General features: G+C 70.9%; 15 protein-coding genes. 8 read left to right on the forward strand and 7 right to left on the reverse strand.

Annotated elements, in window-relative coordinates; translation table 11 throughout:
• Positions 1-171: 171 nt before the first annotated feature.
• Positions 172-891 carry a sulfite exporter TauE/SafE family protein gene (locus tag JYK17_RS14610; protein WP_234547991.1) on the forward strand — a complete coding sequence of 240 codons (720 nt, stop codon included), beginning with the start codon at positions 172-174 and terminating at the stop codon, positions 889-891.
• Positions 892-1,086: 195 nt separating this feature from the next.
• Here the strand turns inward: JYK17_RS14610 and JYK17_RS14615 are convergent, their stop codons facing one another.
• From JYK17_RS14615 to JYK17_RS14625, 3 genes are read right to left on the reverse strand one after another with little or no spacing between them, the layout of a single operon-like run.
• Positions 1,087-1,746, reverse strand: coding sequence for a DUF5063 domain-containing protein (locus JYK17_RS14615; RefSeq protein WP_108010795.1), 660 nt, complete (start codon positions 1,744-1,746; stop codon positions 1,087-1,089).
• On the reverse strand, positions 1,739-2,338 hold the full coding sequence (recR, locus tag JYK17_RS14620) for a recombination mediator RecR (RefSeq protein ID WP_108010793.1): 600 nt from the start codon (positions 2,336-2,338) through the stop codon (positions 1,739-1,741). The genes JYK17_RS14615 and recR overlap by 8 nt, the downstream gene beginning before the upstream one ends.
• A gap of 59 nt (positions 2,339-2,397) precedes the next feature.
• Positions 2,398-2,742, reverse strand: a complete 345-nt coding sequence (locus tag JYK17_RS14625) for a YbaB/EbfC family nucleoid-associated protein (protein WP_108010791.1) — start codon at positions 2,740-2,742, stop codon at positions 2,398-2,400.
• 267 nt (positions 2,743-3,009) lie between these two features.
• Here JYK17_RS14625 and JYK17_RS14630 point away from each other — a divergent pair, with 267 nt between their 5' ends.
• Positions 3,010-3,759: an SLATT domain-containing protein gene (locus JYK17_RS14630; protein ID WP_108010789.1), complete on the forward strand. Its 750-nt coding sequence runs from the start codon at positions 3,010-3,012 to the stop codon at positions 3,757-3,759.
• A 309-nt stretch (positions 3,760-4,068) separates the two neighbouring features.
• Here the strand turns inward: JYK17_RS14630 and JYK17_RS14635 are convergent, their stop codons facing one another.
• The gene (locus JYK17_RS14635) at positions 4,069-5,616 is read right to left on the reverse strand and encodes a PstS family phosphate ABC transporter substrate-binding protein (protein ID WP_128802500.1); all 1,548 of its coding nucleotides are present in this window, start codon (positions 5,614-5,616) and stop codon (positions 4,069-4,071) included.
• A 100-nt stretch (positions 5,617-5,716) separates the two neighbouring features.
• Between JYK17_RS14635 and JYK17_RS14640 the strand changes: the two genes are divergently transcribed.
• The gene (locus JYK17_RS14640) at positions 5,717-6,496 is read left to right on the forward strand and encodes a hypothetical protein (RefSeq protein ID WP_146191719.1); all 780 of its coding nucleotides are present in this window, start codon (positions 5,717-5,719) and stop codon (positions 6,494-6,496) included.
• Positions 6,497-6,514: 18 nt separating this feature from the next.
• Here the strand turns inward: JYK17_RS14640 and JYK17_RS14645 are convergent, their stop codons facing one another.
• Complete coding sequence (locus JYK17_RS14645) at positions 6,515-8,503, reverse strand: serine/threonine-protein kinase (RefSeq protein ID WP_128802498.1); 1,989 nt, start codon at positions 8,501-8,503, stop codon at positions 6,515-6,517.
• A gap of 235 nt (positions 8,504-8,738) precedes the next feature.
• On the opposite strand from JYK17_RS14645, the gene JYK17_RS14650 reads away from it, so the two are divergent.
• The 4 genes from JYK17_RS14650 to JYK17_RS14665 all read left to right on the forward strand — a co-directional run bounded on the left by JYK17_RS14650 (position 8,739) and on the right by JYK17_RS14665 (position 14,159).
• A complete protein-coding gene (locus tag JYK17_RS14650; protein WP_128802497.1) occupies positions 8,739-10,094 on the forward strand; it encodes an aspartate aminotransferase family protein in 1,356 nt (451 codons plus the stop codon).
• A 164-nt stretch (positions 10,095-10,258) separates the two neighbouring features.
• The gene (locus tag JYK17_RS14655; protein WP_108010780.1) at positions 10,259-10,960 is read left to right on the forward strand and encodes a GntR family transcriptional regulator; all 702 of its coding nucleotides are present in this window, start codon (positions 10,259-10,261) and stop codon (positions 10,958-10,960) included.
• Positions 10,957-13,383: a dolichyl-phosphate beta-glucosyltransferase gene (locus JYK17_RS14660; RefSeq protein ID WP_108010778.1), complete on the forward strand. Its 2,427-nt coding sequence runs from the start codon at positions 10,957-10,959 to the stop codon at positions 13,381-13,383. The genes JYK17_RS14655 and JYK17_RS14660 overlap by 4 nt, the downstream gene beginning before the upstream one ends.
• 125 nt (positions 13,384-13,508) lie before the next feature.
• Entirely contained in the window at positions 13,509-14,159 is a 651-nt protein-coding gene (locus tag JYK17_RS14665; RefSeq protein ID WP_108010776.1) for a putative DNA-mimic protein, read from the forward strand.
• Positions 14,160-14,162: 3 nt separating this feature from the next.
• On the opposite strand, the gene JYK17_RS14670 is transcribed toward JYK17_RS14665, so the two are convergent.
• Entirely contained in the window at positions 14,163-14,456 is a 294-nt protein-coding gene (locus tag JYK17_RS14670) for a DUF3303 family protein (RefSeq protein ID WP_108011115.1), read from the reverse strand.
• Between the two features lie 205 nt (positions 14,457-14,661).
• Between JYK17_RS14670 and JYK17_RS14675 the strand changes: the two genes are divergently transcribed.
• On the forward strand, positions 14,662-15,519 hold the full coding sequence (locus tag JYK17_RS14675) for an NmrA family NAD(P)-binding protein (RefSeq protein WP_128802495.1): 858 nt from the start codon (positions 14,662-14,664) through the stop codon (positions 15,517-15,519).
• Positions 15,520-15,529: 10 nt separating this feature from the next.
• Here JYK17_RS14675 and JYK17_RS14680 read toward each other — a convergent pair whose 3' ends face one another.
• Positions 15,530-17,347 (reverse strand): bifunctional metallophosphatase/5'-nucleotidase, encoded by a 1,818-nt coding sequence (locus tag JYK17_RS14680; protein ID WP_108010772.1) that lies wholly within the window; start codon positions 17,345-17,347, stop codon positions 15,530-15,532.
• Positions 17,348-17,459: the final 112 nt, after the last annotated feature.

Genomic DNA, 17,459 nt, shown 5'->3' on the forward strand with positions numbered 1-17,459 from the left:
GAACCACATGGTGAGATCCGGCGCTCAGCACGGTCCCTGCCCGCCCTGCCGGTGATCACTCCGTAAAGTGCGCCAGGTCACCCGCTGCCGTTCTGCGTAGCGGCGTGGTGACGTGGAGTCGCCGTCGCCGCATCACTCCCCCTGGCGGGCCGGAGCGTGCAGGCTGCCTACGTGACGACGGACGTACTGCTGGCGGGGATCGTGCTGCTCGGCTCCTGTGTGCAGTGGCTGACCGGGATGGGGTTCGCGCTGGTCTGCGTCCCCGCGCTCGTGCTGCTGCTCGGTCCGGCCGAGGGGGTCGTGCTCGCCAACTGCGCTGCGGGGGCGATCAGTTTCGTCGGGCTGAGCGGCGGCTGGCGGCGCGTGCGGCCGGGCGCGATGGTGCCGCTGTGTGTGGCCGCGGCGTGCACGGTGCCGGCGGGGGTGTGGCTGACCCGGCGGCTCCCCGAGCCCGACCTGATGCTGGTGATGGGCACGCTGGTGACGCTCGCCGTACTGCTGGTCATGCGCGGCACCCGGGTGCCCGCCCTTCGCGGCACGAGGGGGGCGGTCGCGGCGGGCGCGGTCGGCGGCTTCATGAACTCCGCCGCCGGGGTGGGCGGCCCGCCGATCTCCCTCTACGCCGTCAACGCGGACTGGACGATCCGGGAGTTCGTCCCCAACGCCCAGTTCTACGGCGTCGTAGTGAACGCCTTCTCGATAACAGCCAACGGCCTGCCCCACCTCACCGCCACCCGCTGGACCTGGATCGCCACAGCCCTGACAGCAGGAGCCCTCACCGGCCGCACCCTGTCCACCCGAATCCCCGAGAAACGGGCCCGCCTACTGGTGCTGACACTGGCACTGGCGGGGGGTATCACGGCGTTGGGCAAGGGTATTTGGGGCCTGTGAGGCCGCCACGTACGGTCGGGATCCGCCAACTCCTCTGCCAATGAGGCGTCTTGTTCCAGATGAGCTGCACAGCTTGCTCTGGGTCGACGACAGCCCCTCCAACAATGCCTACGGGGCAGGGCAGTTGCAGCTCTTCCCGTTGCTGGGGCAGACCGGGCGGTTTCCGAGGGCGGCTGTTTGAGCGGGGGGGGATCGCTAGTTGCTCGTCTGGACCCCGAGCGGTCCCGCGATCTCCTCCTGCATGACCTTGCCCGCCTCGAACTCGAGGGTCTCGTCTCCCATGCCCTGGTCGGTGTCGAGGCCGTCGAGTTCGGCGAGGGGCTGGTTGAGGCGGACGTGGGCGACGACCGACTGGAGGGCGCGCAGGGTTGCGGAGGCGGTGGAGCCCCAGTTGGAGAAGTAGGAGAACTGCCACCACCACAGGGCCTCCGTGGTGCGGCCCGCGCGGTAGTGGGCCATGCCGTGGCGCAGGTCGGTGATGACGTCGGTCAGGTCGTCGGAGATGCGCGCCGGGACCGGGGCCTTGCGCACCTCGTAGGGGTCGAAGACCTCGGAGTAGACGTCGATCGGCTCGAGGAGCCGGGCGAGGTTCTCGCGCAGTTCGTCCACGTCGGGGTCGGGGCCCGTGTCGGCCTCGTAGCGCTCGTCCGGGACGATGTCCTCGTGCGCGCCGAGGCGGCCGCCGGCCAGCAGCAGCTGGGAGACCTCCAGGAGGAGGAAGGGGACCGCCGAGTCCGGCTCGTCGCCCTTGGCCACCTCACTCACGGACACGAGAAAACTCTCCACCTGGTCCGCGATCTGAACCGCGAAGTCGTCCGGGTCCGGGGACGTGGCGTGCAGCTTGGCGTCAGACATCTAGGAGTCGTCTCCCCTCGAAGGCGCGGCCGAGGGTGACCTCGTCCGCGTATTCCAGGTCGCCACCCACCGGGAGGCCGCTGGCCAGGCGGGTGACCTTGAGGCCCATGGGCTTGATCATGCGGGCGAGGTAGGTAGCGGTGGCCTCGCCCTCCAGATTCGGGTCCGTGGCCAGGATCAGTTCCGTGACCGTACCGTCGGCCAACCTCGCGAGAAGTTCTCGTATACGCAGGTCGTCCGGTCCGACACCCTCGATCGGGCTGATCGCTCCGCCCAGGACGTGATAGCGGCCGCGGAACTCACGGGTGCGCTCGACGGCGACCACGTCCTTGGGCTCCTCCACCACACAGATGACGGCGGGGTCGCGGCGTGCGTCGCGGCAGATGTTGCACAGCTCCTCCTGCGCGACGTTGCCGCAGGTCGCACAGAACCTGACCTTGGCCTTGACCTCCATCAGGGCCTGCGCCAGCCGCCGTACGTCCGTCGGTTCCGCCTGCAGGATGTGGAAGGCGATCCGCTGGGCGCTCTTGGGACCGACGCCGGGGAGCCGCCCCAGTTCGTCGATGAGGTCCTGCACCACGCCTTCGTACAACGGACTGCCGTCCTTCCTGGGGTTCCTTCAGTACGTACGGTAGTTGGCCGACGCCCGTCTTAGAAAGGCAGACCGGGGATACCGCTGCCGCCGCCCAGGCCCTGCGCGAGCGGGCCGAGCTTCTGCTGCTGGAGGGTCTGCGCGTTCTCGTTGGCCGCCTGGACCGCCGCGACGATCAGGTCCGCGAGGGTGTCGGTGTCCTCCGGGTCCACCGCCTTCGGGTCGATCTTCAGCGCGCGCAGCTCGCCGGAGCCGGTGACGGTGGCCCTCACCAGGCCGCCGCCCGCCTGTCCGTCGACCTCCGTCTGCGCCAGCTCCTCCTGTGCCTGCTGCAGGTCCTGCTGCATCTTCTGGGCCTGCTGGAGCAGCTGCTGCATATTGGGCTGGCCACCACCGGGAATCACGATCAGCTCCTGGTTTCGTACGGCTACGGGTAGGGCTTCGTCGGCGAGGTTTTCCCGCCTGGCACGAGCCTACGTGGTCGCGTCGGCCATCGCCCCGCCACTCTTTCGAGTGAGGCTTCGCCGAGTCCTATACCTGATCAAGACCCCCTTCCGGGCGGAAAAGAGGTGAATCCATGGGCTTCGCCACCCATTGGGCGGTAGGAAGGGGCGGGCACATCAGCATCAGGTGTCACGCAACGTGAACGGTCGTGATCAGAAGGAGTGCGGGTGGGTCAGCCGGAGATGCAGCCCGAGGGTCCGCCTCAGGACGGGCGGGACGAGGGTGCCGCCGGGCTCCGGCCGGGCGATCTGACCGGGCGCACGTTCCCGCTCGGCGACTGGGGCGAGCCGGCCGAGCGGCTGCACGAGCTGTACCGGTGGGTGGAGGACGGGGCGCTGGAGACGGCCGCCTGGTATCTCTCGGACCGGGTGTGGAAGCGGCGGGGCGCCCGGGTGCTGCGTACGGGGGCCGCGGCGGGAGCCGTCGCCGCGGCCGCGCTGCCCCTGCTGGATCTGACCGACGTGGCCGCCGGGCTGGCCGCGTGGGGGTATCTGGCGCTGCTGCTCGCGGTGGCCTGCGTGGCCGTCGACCGGTTCTTCGGCGTGACCTCCGGCTGGATAAGGGACGTGGCCACCGCGCAGGCCGTGCAGCGCCGGCTGCAGGTGCTGCAGTTCGAGTGGGCCTCGGAGAGCGTGCGCGAGGTGCTGGGCCCCACGGAGGGAACCGCGAGCGAGGCCGCCGAGCGCTGCCTGGGCGTGCTGCGCCGCTTCTCCGAGGACGTCACCGAGCTGGTGCGCACGGAGACTGCGGACTGGATGGTGGAGTTCCGCACGGGCTCGGCACCCATGGGCATCCACTCCACCGGCTCCGCCCCCGGCCGACCGGAGATCACAAACGCCCAGGGCCGCTTCCCACTCCCCCCGGCCCCAGGCACCCGCCCGAACATGCCGCGCCAGCGCCCACCGGAGCCGAGGTGAGGGTCGGACCAGGGCCCGGCGCCCGGTAGCGGCGGCTGCGACTGCGGCGGCATGCGGAGGCGATTCCCGCGCCCCCGAGCGCGGGCGCCCGCCCGAACATGCCCGCCAGCGCCCACCCGGGCAGAGGTGAGGACCGGGACCCGGGCCGGTAGCGGCGGCTACGACTGCGACAGCCCGGAGTCGGCCATCACTCCCCGAGCGCGGGAGCTCGCCCGAACATGCCGCGCCAGCACCACCCGAGCCCAAATGAAGACCGGGGCCCGGGCCCAGTAGCGGCGGCTACGACTCCGGCAGCGGTGAGGACCGTCGTCACTCCCCCGCGCACAGTCCCGACGCCCCCGCCGCCGAGCACGGTAGGTGGCCGTGTTCCCGGATGACGTTCTCGCTCTCGCCCTTGGCGATGAAGGCCAGGAAGGAGGAGGTCAGGGAGCCGGTGGGTGGGTGGTCGTAGGTGTAGGCGTACTCCACCCCGCGGTAGGGGTACTCGCTGCGGCCGAACTCGATGTCCCCGGCCGAGGGGGCCGCGCCGTCGAGGGCGACGGTGCGCAGGCCCCGGTGGCCCTTGGCGAGGGTGAGTTCGGAGTAGCCGATGGCGCCCGGGATGTCGGCCACCTTGGCGAGTACGTCCTCGGTGGCGTCGAGTTCGCAGCGCATGACGGGCGCCGACACGTCGTCCTTGTGGACGCAGTCCAGCGAGGTGCTGGGCACCCGCTCCCAGCTTCCGAGCACCCGGTCCTGGAAGATCTGCCGGGTCCCGGAGTCGGCGTTGCGGCTGACGAGGACGATCGGGACGTCGGGGAGGGAGGGATCGAGCTGCTTCCAGCGCGTCACCTCGCCGCGGTAGATCCGGCGCACCTCCTTGAGGGACAGCCCGCCGGCCGGCAGCCGGATGCCGTCGTTGACGACCAGGGTGAAGACCGAGAGCGCCACACGGTCGCCGACCAGGTCGCCCGGACCGCCGACGGCGGGGCCGTCGGAGAAGGCGATCACATTGCGGGCGGCCTTCTTCGACCGGCCGCCCAGCGAGCCGAGTTCGTTCACCCCGGCCGAACTGCCCCGTGCGTCCACGGCGATCGAGGCGTCCGGGCACTTCCGCTCGTACTGCTTCGCCAGTTCCTGCACCACCGGCTTGAACGCCGTCGACCCCACGACCCTCAGCCTGCCCTGCTCGCACTCGATCGGGGGCGGGCTGTCGTCGCGGGCCACGACGATCACCGCGAGCGTGAGGACGCTCAGGGTGAGCATCAGCGTGATCAGCCGGGCCGCGCGGCTGAACAGCGGCGGCTTGTCGTCCGGTGTGGCACTGCGGTTGGGGTGCACCTCGCCCTCGCGGATGCCGCCCCGCAGCCGTATCGGCGTGCCCACGTCGCCGCCGGACAGCAGCACCAGCAGCTTGTAGTGCTCACCGCGGTTGAGCGGGACACGCGGGATGCGCAGCGTGTTGCCGTCGTAGCCGAAGCCGCGGGTGGCGGTGAAGTGGTCCATCAGATGGTCGGTGTCGGACGGCTGGGTGACCGAGACGCCGCGGATGGTGCGGGCGCCGAACACCGCGGTCAGGCCGTGGACTTCGGGGCTGGTGTAGTCGTCGCGGTCGATGCCCTGGGAGCCGTCGTTCTCGATGCGCAGCAGCACGAGGGTGGCGTCGGTCATGCCGGGTGCCTCGTCGAACAGGCCCAGCCGTACGTTGGCCCGCCCCAGCCGTACGTCGTCGCCGATCGGGTTGTCCATCTGGACGCGGTAGCCGATCCTCTTGCGGCGCGGCACCCGGCGTTCGTACCAGACCATGACGCCGGACGCGACGATGCCGAGGACCGCGGTACCGACGGCCACGACGTTCTCTGCGCTGAACCACTGCACCGTGGGCGCCCCCGCCACTCCCGCAGTTCGACTGGGCGAACACCATACGGACGATCAGGTGTCCGATACTGGTGCGTCGGGGTGAACGGGGGGATGCGAGATGGCCAACAGGACGCTTGCGACGGCGGGGCTTGCGGTGGACGGGCCGTCCGTCCTGCGGCCGTTGCGACGGGTGCTGACGGGTCTGGTGTTGATCGCCGTGTCGTGCGCCGCGGTGCTGGGCTGCCGCAGCGCGTTCAGCACCTGGCTGCCCCGCGAGATCGGGCGGTACCAGGACTACGAGGCGGCGCCGCCCTGCCCCGCCGGTCCGCCCACGCACGCGTACGAGGACTGTGTGCGCACCGTCCGGTTCACCGTCACGGACGTGCACGCCAACGCCGGGTCGAAGGGCGACCACTCGGCGACCGTCACCGGCTCGCCCTTCTGGAACGGCACCGTCGACTTCGGCGACTGGGATCCGCTGCTGACCGCCCTGCACAAGGGCGACCGGGTCACCGGCACGGTCTGGCACGGCTCGGTCATGACGCTCGCCAGGGGCGGGGCCCGGCAGAGCAGCATCGACGAGCCGCGCGACGAACCCCAGATGGTGGCCGTCGCGGGCACGTTCGCCGCCCTGCTCGCCGTCCTCACGTTCGTGTTCGGCGCGATCGTGCTGACCGGCGTCGGCGGATCGCGGCTGCAGGCCGCCGTGCGCTGGCGGCCCTACGGCATGAGGCTGCTGACCACCGTCCTGACCGTGTGCTTCGTCGTCGGCCTGATCTGTGTGTGGACGGGTGTGGCCTGGTGGCTGACGCCGGGGCTGAGCACGCTGATCGTCGCGGTCGCGGCCGTGGTGATCTACCGCCGGGACCCGCCGAGGGCGGCCGCCTCCGGCCGCTGAGATCACTGCTTGGTGAGATCACTGCTTGGTGTACGTCAGCTTCTCGCCGTTGCTGGTGTTCACGCGCTGCAGGCTGCCGTCCGGCAGCAGGGTGATCTCGGTGGGGTCGCCCGGTTTGCAGTACCCGGCGTCGCCCGAGGTCACGGTGGACGGACCGAGCTCCACGCTGCCGCCGTCGCTCGGTGCCGAGGTCAACCGGGCCTGGAAGACGCAGTGGTAGGAACCGTTGCTGGTGGGTCCGTCGGCGACCAGTGACATGACGGTGTCGCCCACCTTGCCCTGCTGGATGGTGAGGCTGCGGGTGTTGTCACCGTCGGCGTTGGTGATGGTGGTGGTCCAGGTGCCGAGGTAGCCGGCCGGGATCGCTCCGTTTGAGGGCGTCGAGGTGCTGGGCCGCGCGGTCGTCGGATCGGGGGCGGGCGTCGTCGGTCCGGAGGTCACCGGCGCGCTGGTGGAGGGGTCGGAGCCGGCCTTGTCGTCCGAGGAGCCTCCGCCGCCGTTCATGAGGGCGTAGACCGAACCGCCCGCGCCCAGCGCGACGATCAGGGCGACGCCGACCAGCAGCGCGGTGGAGCGGCTGTCGCGGCGGGGTGGCTGGGGCGCGCCGGGGACAGGGCCCTGGTACGGCGGGCCGTAGGGCGGGGTGGCGCCGAGGGCGCCGTACGGTCCGGGCTGCTGGGGCGGGCCGTAGGGGCCGGGCTGCGGCGGCTGATGCTGCTGGGGGTAGCCGTAGCCGGGCTGCTGCGGGGGGTGCTGCTGCGGATAGCCGTAGGCCGGGTGGCCGGACGGGGGTGTCTGGGGAGGGCCGGACGGAGGTGTCTGGGCGGGGGCGGGCGGCGGGGTGCCGTGGCCCGGGACCATGGTCGGCAGATGGTTCAGCGGGGCTCCGGAACCGGACTGGCCCGTACCCGGCTGGCCCGTCCCCGACTGACCCGCCCCCAACTGTCCCGTACCCGGCTGTCCGGGCGGCGGCGGACCGGCGGAGGCGTCGTTGCCCGCCTCGGCGGCGGGGGCGTGCTCCGGGGTGGCCGCGGGGGCCGTGGGGGCCGGTTTCCGCAGGGAGATCTCGCCCGACGGTTCGGAGTTGTCGGGGTTCTCGGTGTCCAGCAACTGCACGGCGTGGCGGCCGAGTTGGGCCACCAGGGCGCTCGGCAGCCACGGGTCGCGCGAGCGTCCGCCCAGCACGGTGTCCTCGGCGCCCGTGCGCTCAAGGACCTGCTCCAGCGTCGGCCGGACCGCCGGGTCCTTCTTCAGGCAATCGCTCACCAGGTCGGCGATGCCCTCCGGCACCCCCTCCAGATCGGGCTCCTCCTGGGCGATACGGAACATCAGCGCGTGCACACCGCTGTTGGCGGTGCCGAAGGGGAGGGCGCCGGTCGCGGCGTACGCCAGCACCGAGCCCAGGCAGAAGACGTCGCACGCGGGGGTGATCCGGTCGCCGCGCACCTGCTCGGGGGCCATGAACCCGGGCGATCCGACCAGCGCGCCCGCGCGGGTCAGCCCGCCGTCCGTCACGGTCTCCAGCGCCCGCGCGATGCCGAAGTCGATGACCCGCGGCCCGTCGATGGTGACGAGGACGTTGGACGGCTTGAGGTCGCGGTGGATGATCCCGGCGGCGTGGATGTCCTTGAGCGCGTGGGCGAGCCCGGCCGCGAGAATGCGCACCGACCGCTCGGGCAGCGCCCCGTGGTCGTGCCCGACGACCTGCTGCAGGCTCGGCCCGGCGACGTACCCGGTGGCGACCCAGGGCACGGCGGCCTCGGTGTCGGCGTCCAGGACGGGCGCCGTCCAGTGCCCGCCGACCTGCCGCGCGGCCTGCACCTCCTGCCGGAACCGGGCCCGGAACTCCTCCTGCGCGGCCAGCTCCTCGCGCACCAGCTTCACGGCGACGGTACGGCCGCGCTCCGACCGGGCGAGATAGACGTTCCCCATGCCGCCGGCGCCGAGCCGGGCCAGCAGCCGGTACGCGCCGATCCGCTGCGGATCACCGGCCCCGAGCTTCTCCATCGCAGGTCCCCCGAAATCCCCCGATACGCACTGTGCAACGGCCCAACGATAGTGCGGGCGCAGGGCGGGGAGGGGCGGAGCGGTGTCTACGGTTCCGTAACAGGCGGACCCGGCTGGTCCAGCATCTTGGACAGCCGTTCCAGTACCTGGATGCGACAACCTGTCGCTAAAACCCCACGAGCGCAGACAGGACGCCCATACCGCGGGTCCGGCGCGGGCTTCTACGCTCGCGGCCATGACCCCTCAGCCACACCCCGAGGCCGGCGCCGCCGTGAAGGCCGCGGACCGTGCCCATGTGTTCCACTCCTGGTCCGCGCAGGAACTCATCGACCCGCTCGCCGTCGCCGGCGCGGAGGGGTCGTACTTCTGGGACTACGACGGCGGGCGTTACCTGGACTTCTCCAGCGGGCTCGTCTACACCAACATCGGCTACCAGCACCCGAAGGTCGTCGCGGCGATACAGGAGCAGGCCGCACACCTGACGACGTTCGCGCCCGCCTTCGCGATCGAGGCGCGCTCGGAGGCGGCCCGGCTGATCGCCGAGCGGACGCCCGGGGACCTGGACAAGATCTTCTTCACCAACGGCGGCGCCGACGCCGTCGAGCACGCCGTGCGGATGGCGCGGCTGCACACCGGGCGGGCCAAGGTGCTGTCGGCGTACCGCTCGTACCACGGCGGTACGCAGCAGGCCGTCAACGTCACCGGCGATCCCAGGCGTTGGGCCTCCGACACCGGTGCCGCCGGTGTCGTGCACTTCTGGGCGCCGTTCCTGTACCGCTCCCGCTTCTACGCCGAGACCGAGGAGCAGGAGTGCGCGCGGGCGCTGGAGCACCTGGAGACGACGATCGCCTTCGAGGGGCCCGGCACGATCGCCGCGATCGTCCTGGAGACCATCCCGGGAACCGCCGGGATCATGGTGCCGCCGCCCGGCTATCTCGCCGGGGTGCGGGAGATCTGCGACAAGTACGGCATCGTCTTCGTGCTGGACGAGGTGATGGCGGGGTTCGGGCGCACCGGTGAGTGGTTCGCGGCCGACCTGTCCGGCGTCGTACCGGACCTGATGACCTTCGCCAAGGGCGTGAACAGCGGATACGTACCGCTGGGCGGCGTCGCCATCTCCGGCGCGATCGCCGAGACCTTCGCCCGCCGCCCCTACCCCGGCGGCCTGACCTACTCCGGGCACCCGCTCGCCTGCGCCGCCGCCGTCGCCACGCTGCGGGTGATGGCGGAGGAGGGCGTCGTCGAGCACGCGCGGCGGCTCGGCGAGAGCGTCGTCGCGCCCGCGCTGCACGAGCTGGCCGAGCGGCACCCGAGCATCGGCGAGGTGCGCGGCGTCGGCATGTTCTGGGCGCTGGAGCTGGTGAAGGACAGGGAGACCCGCGAACCGCTGGTCCCCTACAACGCGACCGGCGAGGCGAACGCCCCGATGGCCGCCTTCGGCGCCGCCGCGAAGAAGCACGGCCTGTGGCCCTTCATCAACATGAACCGCACCCATGTGGTGCCCCCGTGCAATGTGAGCGAGGCCGAGCTGAAGGAGGGGCTCGCGGCCCTGGACGCCGCGCTCTTCGTGGCGGACGAGTACACGGCGTAGGGCGAGTACACGGCGGGGCGAGTACACGGCGTAGCCGCCCCGCGGCGGCCTCGTGGCCGGTCACCGCCGCACGGGTCATCGCGGGGAACCCGAACGCGTAAGGTGGCGTGCTCGTAGATATGGACGTGCACGCCACTCGACCGCCACGAGGAGACGCCCGACCCATGCCCGGCAGCAGTCGCAACGGCTCCGTGACCCGCAGCACCCTGCGGCAGCAGATCGCCGACGCCCTTCGCGACGAGGTGCTGGCCGGGCGGCTGCAACCCGGGCAGGAGTTCACGGTCAAGGAGATCGCCGAGCAGTACGGCGTCTCCGCCACACCGGTGCGCGAGGCGCTGGTCGACCTGTCCGCGCAGGGCCTCCTCGACGCCGACCAGCACCGCGGCTTCCACGTCCACGAGTACTCCGTCGACGACTACCGCGGCATCGTCGAGGCCCGCAGCCTGGTCACCGACGGCATGTTCCACTCCCTGGAGGACGGCCACCAGCGCTTCCGCCGGGCCGACGAGCCGCGCACCGTCGCCGCGCTCGCCGGGGTGCGCCGCCGCGGCGAGGAGGCCCAGCGGGCCTCGCTGGCCGGTGACCTCACCGTGCTGATCGGCTACGACCTGCGCTACTGGCACGAGCTGGGCACCCTGTTCGGCAACCCCTATCTGGCCGACTTCCTGCACCGGCTGCGCGTGCAGTCCTGGGTGTGCGCGGTGCAGCATCTGCGCCGGCTGACCGATCTGCGCGGCGCCCTGTGGTCGGGCCACACCGATCTGGTCGACGCCCTGGCGCAGCGCGACACCAAGACGGCGCGTTCGATCGTCGCCCAGTACAACGCGCACTCACTGGAACTCGTCGAGCGGCTGGCGCGGGGATGACCGGACCGTCCGCGGCCGTGGATCTGTCCGTCGTCATACCGGCCTACAACGAGGAGCAGCGGCTCGGCCCCACCCTCGACGCCGTCACCGGCTACCTGGACGACAACGAGGGCCGCTGGGGCGAGTGGGAGGTCGTCGTCGCCGACGACGGGTCCACGGACGCCACCCCCACGCTGGTCACCGACCGCGACGACGACCGCATCCAGCTGGTCACCGGCCCCCGCAACCGCGGCAAGGGCCACGCCATGCGCATGGGCGTCGCCGCCTCCCGCGGCCGGCTCGTACTGGTCACCGACGCCGATCTCGCCGCCCCGATCGAGGAGTTGGAGAAGCTCGACAAGGCGCTCAGCGAGGGCAACGCGGCGGCGATCGGCTCCCGTGCGCTGCCGGGCGCGGCCATCGGCGACCGGCAGCACCGGCTGCGCGAACTGCTGGGCCGCGCGGGCAATCTGCTCATCCGCACCCTGGCCGTGCCCGGCATACGGGACACCCAGTGCGGCTTCAAGCTCTTCGAGGGCGAGGAGGCCCGGGAGGCCTTCGCCGCCTCGAGGATCGACGGCTACGGCATAGACATCGAGGTCCTGCGCCACTTCCGGCGCGCCGAGCGGCAGATAGCCGAGGTCCCGGTCCGCTGGTCGCACCGGCCCGGCTCGAAGATACGCGCCCTCGACTACGTCCGGGTCCTCGCCGACCTCGCCCTGCTGCGCGCCCGCTCCCTGCGCCCCGCCGACCTCCTCGCCGTCCTCGGCTTCCTGCTGATGTCCGTGGCCCTCTACTCGGGCCGGGTGTTCGACCCGGAGCACCGCTACCTCGTCGACTCGCTGCAGGACCAGAACCAGTGGGAGTGGTTCTTCGCGGTCACCGCGGACAACGTCGCGCACCTGCACAACCCCTTCTTCTCCGATCTGCAGGGCTTCCCCGACGGCGTGAACCTCATGGCCAACACGGTCATGCTCGGGCTGTCCGTGCCCTTCGCGCCGCTCACCCTGCTCGCCGGACCGGCCGTCTCCCTCAGCGTCGTGATGACGCTTGGCCTCGCCGCCACCGCGGCCGCCTGGTACTGGCTGATCGTGAAGCGGGTCGTGCGCAAGCGCTCGGCGGCCTTCGTCGGCGCCTGGCTGGCCGCCTTCGCGCCGCCCATGGTCAGCCACGCCAACGCGCACCCCAACTTCGTGATCCTGTTCATGATCCCGCTGATCATCGACCGCGCCCTGCGCCTGTGCGCGGGCGCCCGCGTCGTACGGGACGGGATCGTGCTCGGCCTGATGGCGGCGTACCAGGTCTTCCTCGGCGAGGAGCCGCTGCTGCTGGCGATGATCGGCATGGTGCTGTTCGCCGCCGCCTACGCCGTCGTACGCAGGGATGTGGTCAGGCAGTCGTGGCGGCCGCTGCTCAACGGCCTGGCAATCGCGGGGGCGGTGTGTCTGCCGCTCGTGGTGGGGGCGCTGGCCTGGCAGTTCGCCGGTCCGCAGAGCTACCGCAGCGTGCTGCACGGCGACGACGCGGGCAACAGCCCGCTCGCCCTGCTCTCCTTCGCGGAGCGCTCCCTGATCGCGGGCGACGCCCACCGCGCGAACTCCCTGTCCCTCAACCCCACCGAGCAGAACGCCTTCTACGGCTGGCCGCTGGTGCTGCTCGCCCTCGCCATCGTCGTACGGCTGTGGGAGCGGGCGCTCGTCAAGGCGCTGGCCGTCACCGCGGTCGGCGCGGCGCTGCTGTCTCTGGGTCCGCGCTTCCGCATCCCGATGACGGACCAGGTCTATCCGGGTCCCTGGGCACTGCCGGCCAAGCTGCCGCTGTTCGAGTCGGTGATCGAGGGCCGGGTCGCGATGATCTGCGCCCCGGCGCTCGGCATGCTGATCGCCCTCGCGCTGGAACGGCTGACGTCCACCCGCAGCCTGAGCACCCAGTACTTCGGCCTGCTCAGTGTCTGCGTCGCCCTGCTGCCGCTGGTCCCGGCCCCGCTGAAGGCGGTCGAACGGCCCGCGACACCCGCCTTCTTCACCGACGGGGCCTGGAAGCCGTACGTCCACAAGGGCGAGTCCCTCGTGCCGCTTCCGCTGCCCGACCCCGGCAGCGCGGAGGCCCTGCACTGGCAGCAGCGGGCCGGACTCGGCTTCAAGCTCCCCGGCGGCTACTTCAACGGCCCCTGGGGCAAGAACCGCACCGGCATCTACGGCGCCGCCCCGCGCTACACCTCGCAGATGCTGCGTGATGTCCGCTACACCGGCGTCATCCCCGAGATCGGCAAGAACTGGCGGGCGCAGGCCCGGCGGGATTTCGCGTACTGGAGGGCGGGAGCGCTGGTGGTGGCGCCGCAGCAGAACGACGACGCCCTGCGCAAGGCCGTCACCGAACTGGTGGGCCGTGACGCGAAGTGGGTGGACGGCGTGTGGGTATGGGACCTCCACACGGGCGGCTGACCTGTTGGTGAGGGGTCCGCTCGGGGCCGTACCGACTACCCTTCCTTGACCGATCCGCCGACCGATCCACTGACCGAACCGCTGACCGATCCGCTCGCCGTCCGTCGCTGTTTGAGGAGCCCTCTTTGGCCTGTGACCTGTGGCTGGTACCGCTCGTCGACGTGTTGTGCCACACCCCCGACAATCCGTTCGCCGAGGAACTCGCGCAGTACAACAACGTGCTCACCGCCGCCGGACTGCCGCAGGTGCCGGTGTACCAGTACATGCCGGGTCTGTCCGGCGAGGTCGCCCCCGTGGCCGGCTTCGACTACGACGCGCTGCACTTCCTGCGCCGGATCTATCTGCTGCAGATGTGCGGCCTGCCGGTGACGCCGGTCGACGATCTGGGCGGCGACTACGAGCAGTTGCTGGAGATGTTCGAGACGACCGCCCAGCAGTCGCATCTCGTCTGGCACTACGACCACGCGGGCGCGTACGTCCCCGTCGACTTCCCGCAGCCGCTGTCCAGCGACGAACTCCTCGCGGGCGGCGGCCCGCTGGGCTCCTCGCAGGCCCTGCTGCGCGAGCTGGAGTACCTGGCCCCCTCGATCGGCATCGACCCCGCCAACCCCCCGGCGGCGCCCGAACCCCCGCGCGCCCCCACGGAGTTGGAGGAACCGGCCGTCGCCGCCCCGTACGACCCCAGCCCCTTCGCCCGTGAACGTCATGTGTGGCTGGGCCTGCATGCCGCGGCGACACGGAGTCTGGCGCAGGGGTCGATGATCGTCTTCAGTTGAGCGTCAGCGGCCCAGCTGCGAGAGGCCCTTTTGCACGTCCTCCATGTTCATCACCGGGGTGAGAGTGACTTCGGCGTCCAGGTTCAGGAAGAACGGCTCGCTGATCACCGGCATCTGGGAGCTGTCCTGCATGTCGAAGACGATGTAGGCGGTGCGCCTGCCGTGGTCACTGGTGAAGTAGGCCGCCTCGGGCTTGATCTGTTCCATGGACTCCTGCACGAGCTTCGCCAGGGTCCCGTTCCGGATGGCTTCGTTCCCCTTCTCCGTGTCCATGGTCGCCTTGAGCAGTACGCGCATCGCACTCACCTTCTTCTGGTCGACACACATACGGGCTACACGTTCACGGTATGCCCGATAACAGGTAATTGCCCTGTTATCAACCTCAGTACTTCTCAGGGAAGGTGTCAGTACTTCCCGGGGAGGAGCGGAGGTGTCTCCCCTCGTGCGACGCGTCGCGGGTCATGCGCGCGCAGGCTGGGCGCATCGACGAGAGGAGAGGGCGATGATCCTGGTGACCGGGGCGACCGGACATGTGGGCGGCGAGCTGGTCCGGCGGCTGACGTCCGCGGGAGAGCCGGTACGGGCGATGACCCGGCGCCCGGCCGAGGCACGGCTGCCCGAGGGCGCCGAGGCGGTCCACGGCGACGCGGACGACCCGGCGAGCCTGGACGCGGCGTTCGCCGGGGCGACCGGGGCGTTCCTGATGTCGGCGCAGGGAGTCGGTACGGCGCCCGGGCCCACCCATGACCTCGCCCTCGCGCAGGCCGCCGCGAAGGCGGGCGTGCGACGGGTGGTGAAGCTGTCGGTGCTGGACGCGGGCACCGGCACCGATGTGATCGCCCGCTGGCACACCGAGGCGGAGTCCGCGGTCACGGACCCGTCCCGGGACTGGGCATGGACCCTGCTGCGCCCCGGCCGCTTCATGTCGAACGCCCTGCAGTGGGCGGGGCAGCTGCGCGCGGGCGACGAGGTGGCCATGCCCTTCGCGGACCGCCCGGCGGCGAGCATCGACCCGGCGGACCTCGCGGAGATCGCGGCCCGCGCCCTGACGAGCGACGAACACGCGGGCGCGACCTACGAGTTGAGCGGCCCGCAGTCCCTCACCCCGACCGAGGAACTCTCCGTACTCGGCAAGGTCCTCGGCCGCCGGCTGACCGCCCGCCCGGTCCCCGCCGAGGCGGCCCGCGCGGGCATGTCCCGCTACGGCTTCCCCCCGGAGGTCGTCGAGGCGATCATGCAGCGCACCGTGGGAAGCGACCGCGGCGCGCAGGTCCTCCCAACCGTCCCGACCCTGCTGTCCCGCCCGGCCCGCACGTTCGAGGACTGGGCGAGGGCACACGCGGGGACGTTCACCGCATAGTGCGGGACGGCTAGAACACGGGCGTCCCGGCCTGCGTCAGCTTCCAGTTGGCCGCCGCGAAGTCGGCCGGGTCCAGGGCGCCCTTGGCCGTCACGTAGTCGATCATCAGCTGGCGGATCTCGTTGGTGGAGCTGTAGGCGATGTCCGCGGTGGCGATGTGCGGGTAGCCCGAACCGCCGTTCGCCCGGTAGTTGTTGACCGCGACGACGAAGACCTGGTCGTCGGTGACCGCCGTGCCGTTGTAGCTGAGGTTCTTGATCCGCGATCCCTCGGCCTGCGCGATGTCGATCTCGTAGTCGACGCCCGCGGCCGTGTCGTACATGTAGTCCCAGAAGCTGTTGGCGTTGGTCAGCGTCGAGGTGTCGACCTTGGTGCCCGCCGGGACCTGGTGGTAGTACTTCGCCGCGTACTCCAGGTAGTCCTTGAGCTGGGCGCCGGTGAGCTTCTTGCCGTACAGGGTGTTGTCGTAGATGTAGAGCCCGGCGATGTCCTTGATGGTGACGTTCCCGGCCGGGATGTCGGCGGTGCGGCTGAAGGGCGCCGCGACGGAGATCAGCGGCAGCGCGGCGTCGGCCGCCGACAGGCCCGTCTTCACGGTGTCCATCTGGACCTGGTGGATGAAGTCCATGATCGGCACGTCCTTCCAGCAGGCCTCCGCCCCCGAGAGGTCCTCGGTGCAGGTGCCCACGGGTGTGTTGACGTACTTCACCACCAGCTCGTGGTCGGCCTCCAGGAGCCTCTTGATCTCCGGGTCCTCGTCCACGGTGTTGGGGTTGAGCGTCTGCGCCGTCTTCTTCGTCACCCGCCAACGCCCGTGGTGCAGTTCGAGCTCGAAGTCGAAGACGCTGAGCCGGTAGCCCCAGCAGTACGGCTCGGAGAGCAGGACGTCCTCGCCGGTCTCCTCGTTCTTGACGGTGTACGACGGCACCTCGACGTGCGTGTGCCCGACGAGGATCGCGTCGATGCCGGGGACCTGCTCGGCGACGAGGTTCGAGGCGTTCTCGATGTACGGCAGCGCGTCGCCGTACGAGGACGACCCGTCAAGCCCGGAGTGATCGGTCAGGAACACCACATCACACCCGAGCGCCCGCAGCCTGGGCACGTACTTCCTCGCCTGCTCGACCAGCCCGGGGAAGACCATCTTCCCGCCGACGTTGTCCTTGTCCCACAGGGCGATCCCGGGGTTGGTCAGCCCGAGGATGCCGACCTTGATGTCGGGGGCGCCCGGCACGCGGATCGTCTTCACGGCGTACGGCTGGAAGGCGGGCCGCAAAGTCTTGGCGTCCAGCGCGTTGGCGCCGAGCAGCGGGAAGCGGCACTGCTGCTCGAACTTCCGCAGCACCTCGATGCCGTAGTTGAACTCGTGGTTGCCGAGGGCGGCGGCGTCGTAGCGCATGTGGTTCATGGCGACGGCCATGGGGTGCTGGGGCCCCTTCTTGCCGTCCTTTCCGGTGATCGGGTCGACGCGCGCGAAGTAGTAGGCCAGCGAGGTCCCTTGGATGATGTCGCCGGCGTCGACGAGCAGGACGTGCTCCTCGCCCTTCGCCTCACGCTGCTGCTTGACGAGCGTGGCGACCCGCGCGACGCCGACGGAGTTGCCGTCCTTGTCGCTGTAGGCGGCGTCCAGGTAGTAGTCCCAGTCGAAGACATGGCTGTGCAGGTCGGTGGTGCCGAGGATGGAGAAGGTCCAGGTCTTCGGCGCCTTCCCGTGCCGACGTCCAGCGGCTTCGGCCGTACCGCTGCCGACCGCCCCCGCGGCGGCCACTGCGGCCCCGGTGACGGCGGACTTCTTCACGAACTCCCGGCGATTCAGGGGACTGACGGGCATACGGGCTCCTGGTGCTGAAGAGGCTGCGAAAGGACACGGGAGCGGCGGCTACCCGCGTAGATCGTGCTCGCGCCCGACAGCACCGCAAACCAGGGGATGACCATGTCCAGGT

This window comes from Streptomyces plumbidurans (genome assembly GCF_019857225.1).
GTDB classification, from domain to species: Bacteria; Actinomycetota; Actinomycetes; order Streptomycetales; family Streptomycetaceae; genus Streptomyces; species Streptomyces plumbidurans.

Coding starts and splice junctions, on each gene's coding strand:
- JYK17_RS14615 (WP_108010795.1), bottom strand. CDS start 1,746: ATGTCTGACGCCAAGCTGCACGCCACGTCCCCGGACCCGGACGACTTC.
- JYK17_RS14640 (WP_146191719.1), top strand. CDS start 5,717: ATGGCCAACAGGACGCTTGCGACGGCGGGGCTTGCGGTGGACGGGCCG.
- JYK17_RS14645 (WP_128802498.1), bottom strand. CDS start 8,503: ATGGAGAAGCTCGGGGCCGGTGATCCGCAGCGGATCGGCGCGTACCGG.
- JYK17_RS14650 (WP_128802497.1), top strand. CDS start 8,739: ATGACCCCTCAGCCACACCCCGAGGCCGGCGCCGCCGTGAAGGCCGCG.
- JYK17_RS14655 (WP_108010780.1), top strand. CDS start 10,259: ATGCCCGGCAGCAGTCGCAACGGCTCCGTGACCCGCAGCACCCTGCGG.
- JYK17_RS14660 (WP_108010778.1), top strand. CDS start 10,957: ATGACCGGACCGTCCGCGGCCGTGGATCTGTCCGTCGTCATACCGGCC.
- JYK17_RS14670 (WP_108011115.1), bottom strand. CDS start 14,456: ATGCGCGTACTGCTCAAGGCGACCATGGACACGGAGAAGGGGAACGAA.
- JYK17_RS14675 (WP_128802495.1), top strand. CDS start 14,662: ATGATCCTGGTGACCGGGGCGACCGGACATGTGGGCGGCGAGCTGGTC.
- JYK17_RS14680 (WP_108010772.1), bottom strand. CDS start 17,347: ATGCCCGTCAGTCCCCTGAATCGCCGGGAGTTCGTGAAGAAGTCCGCC.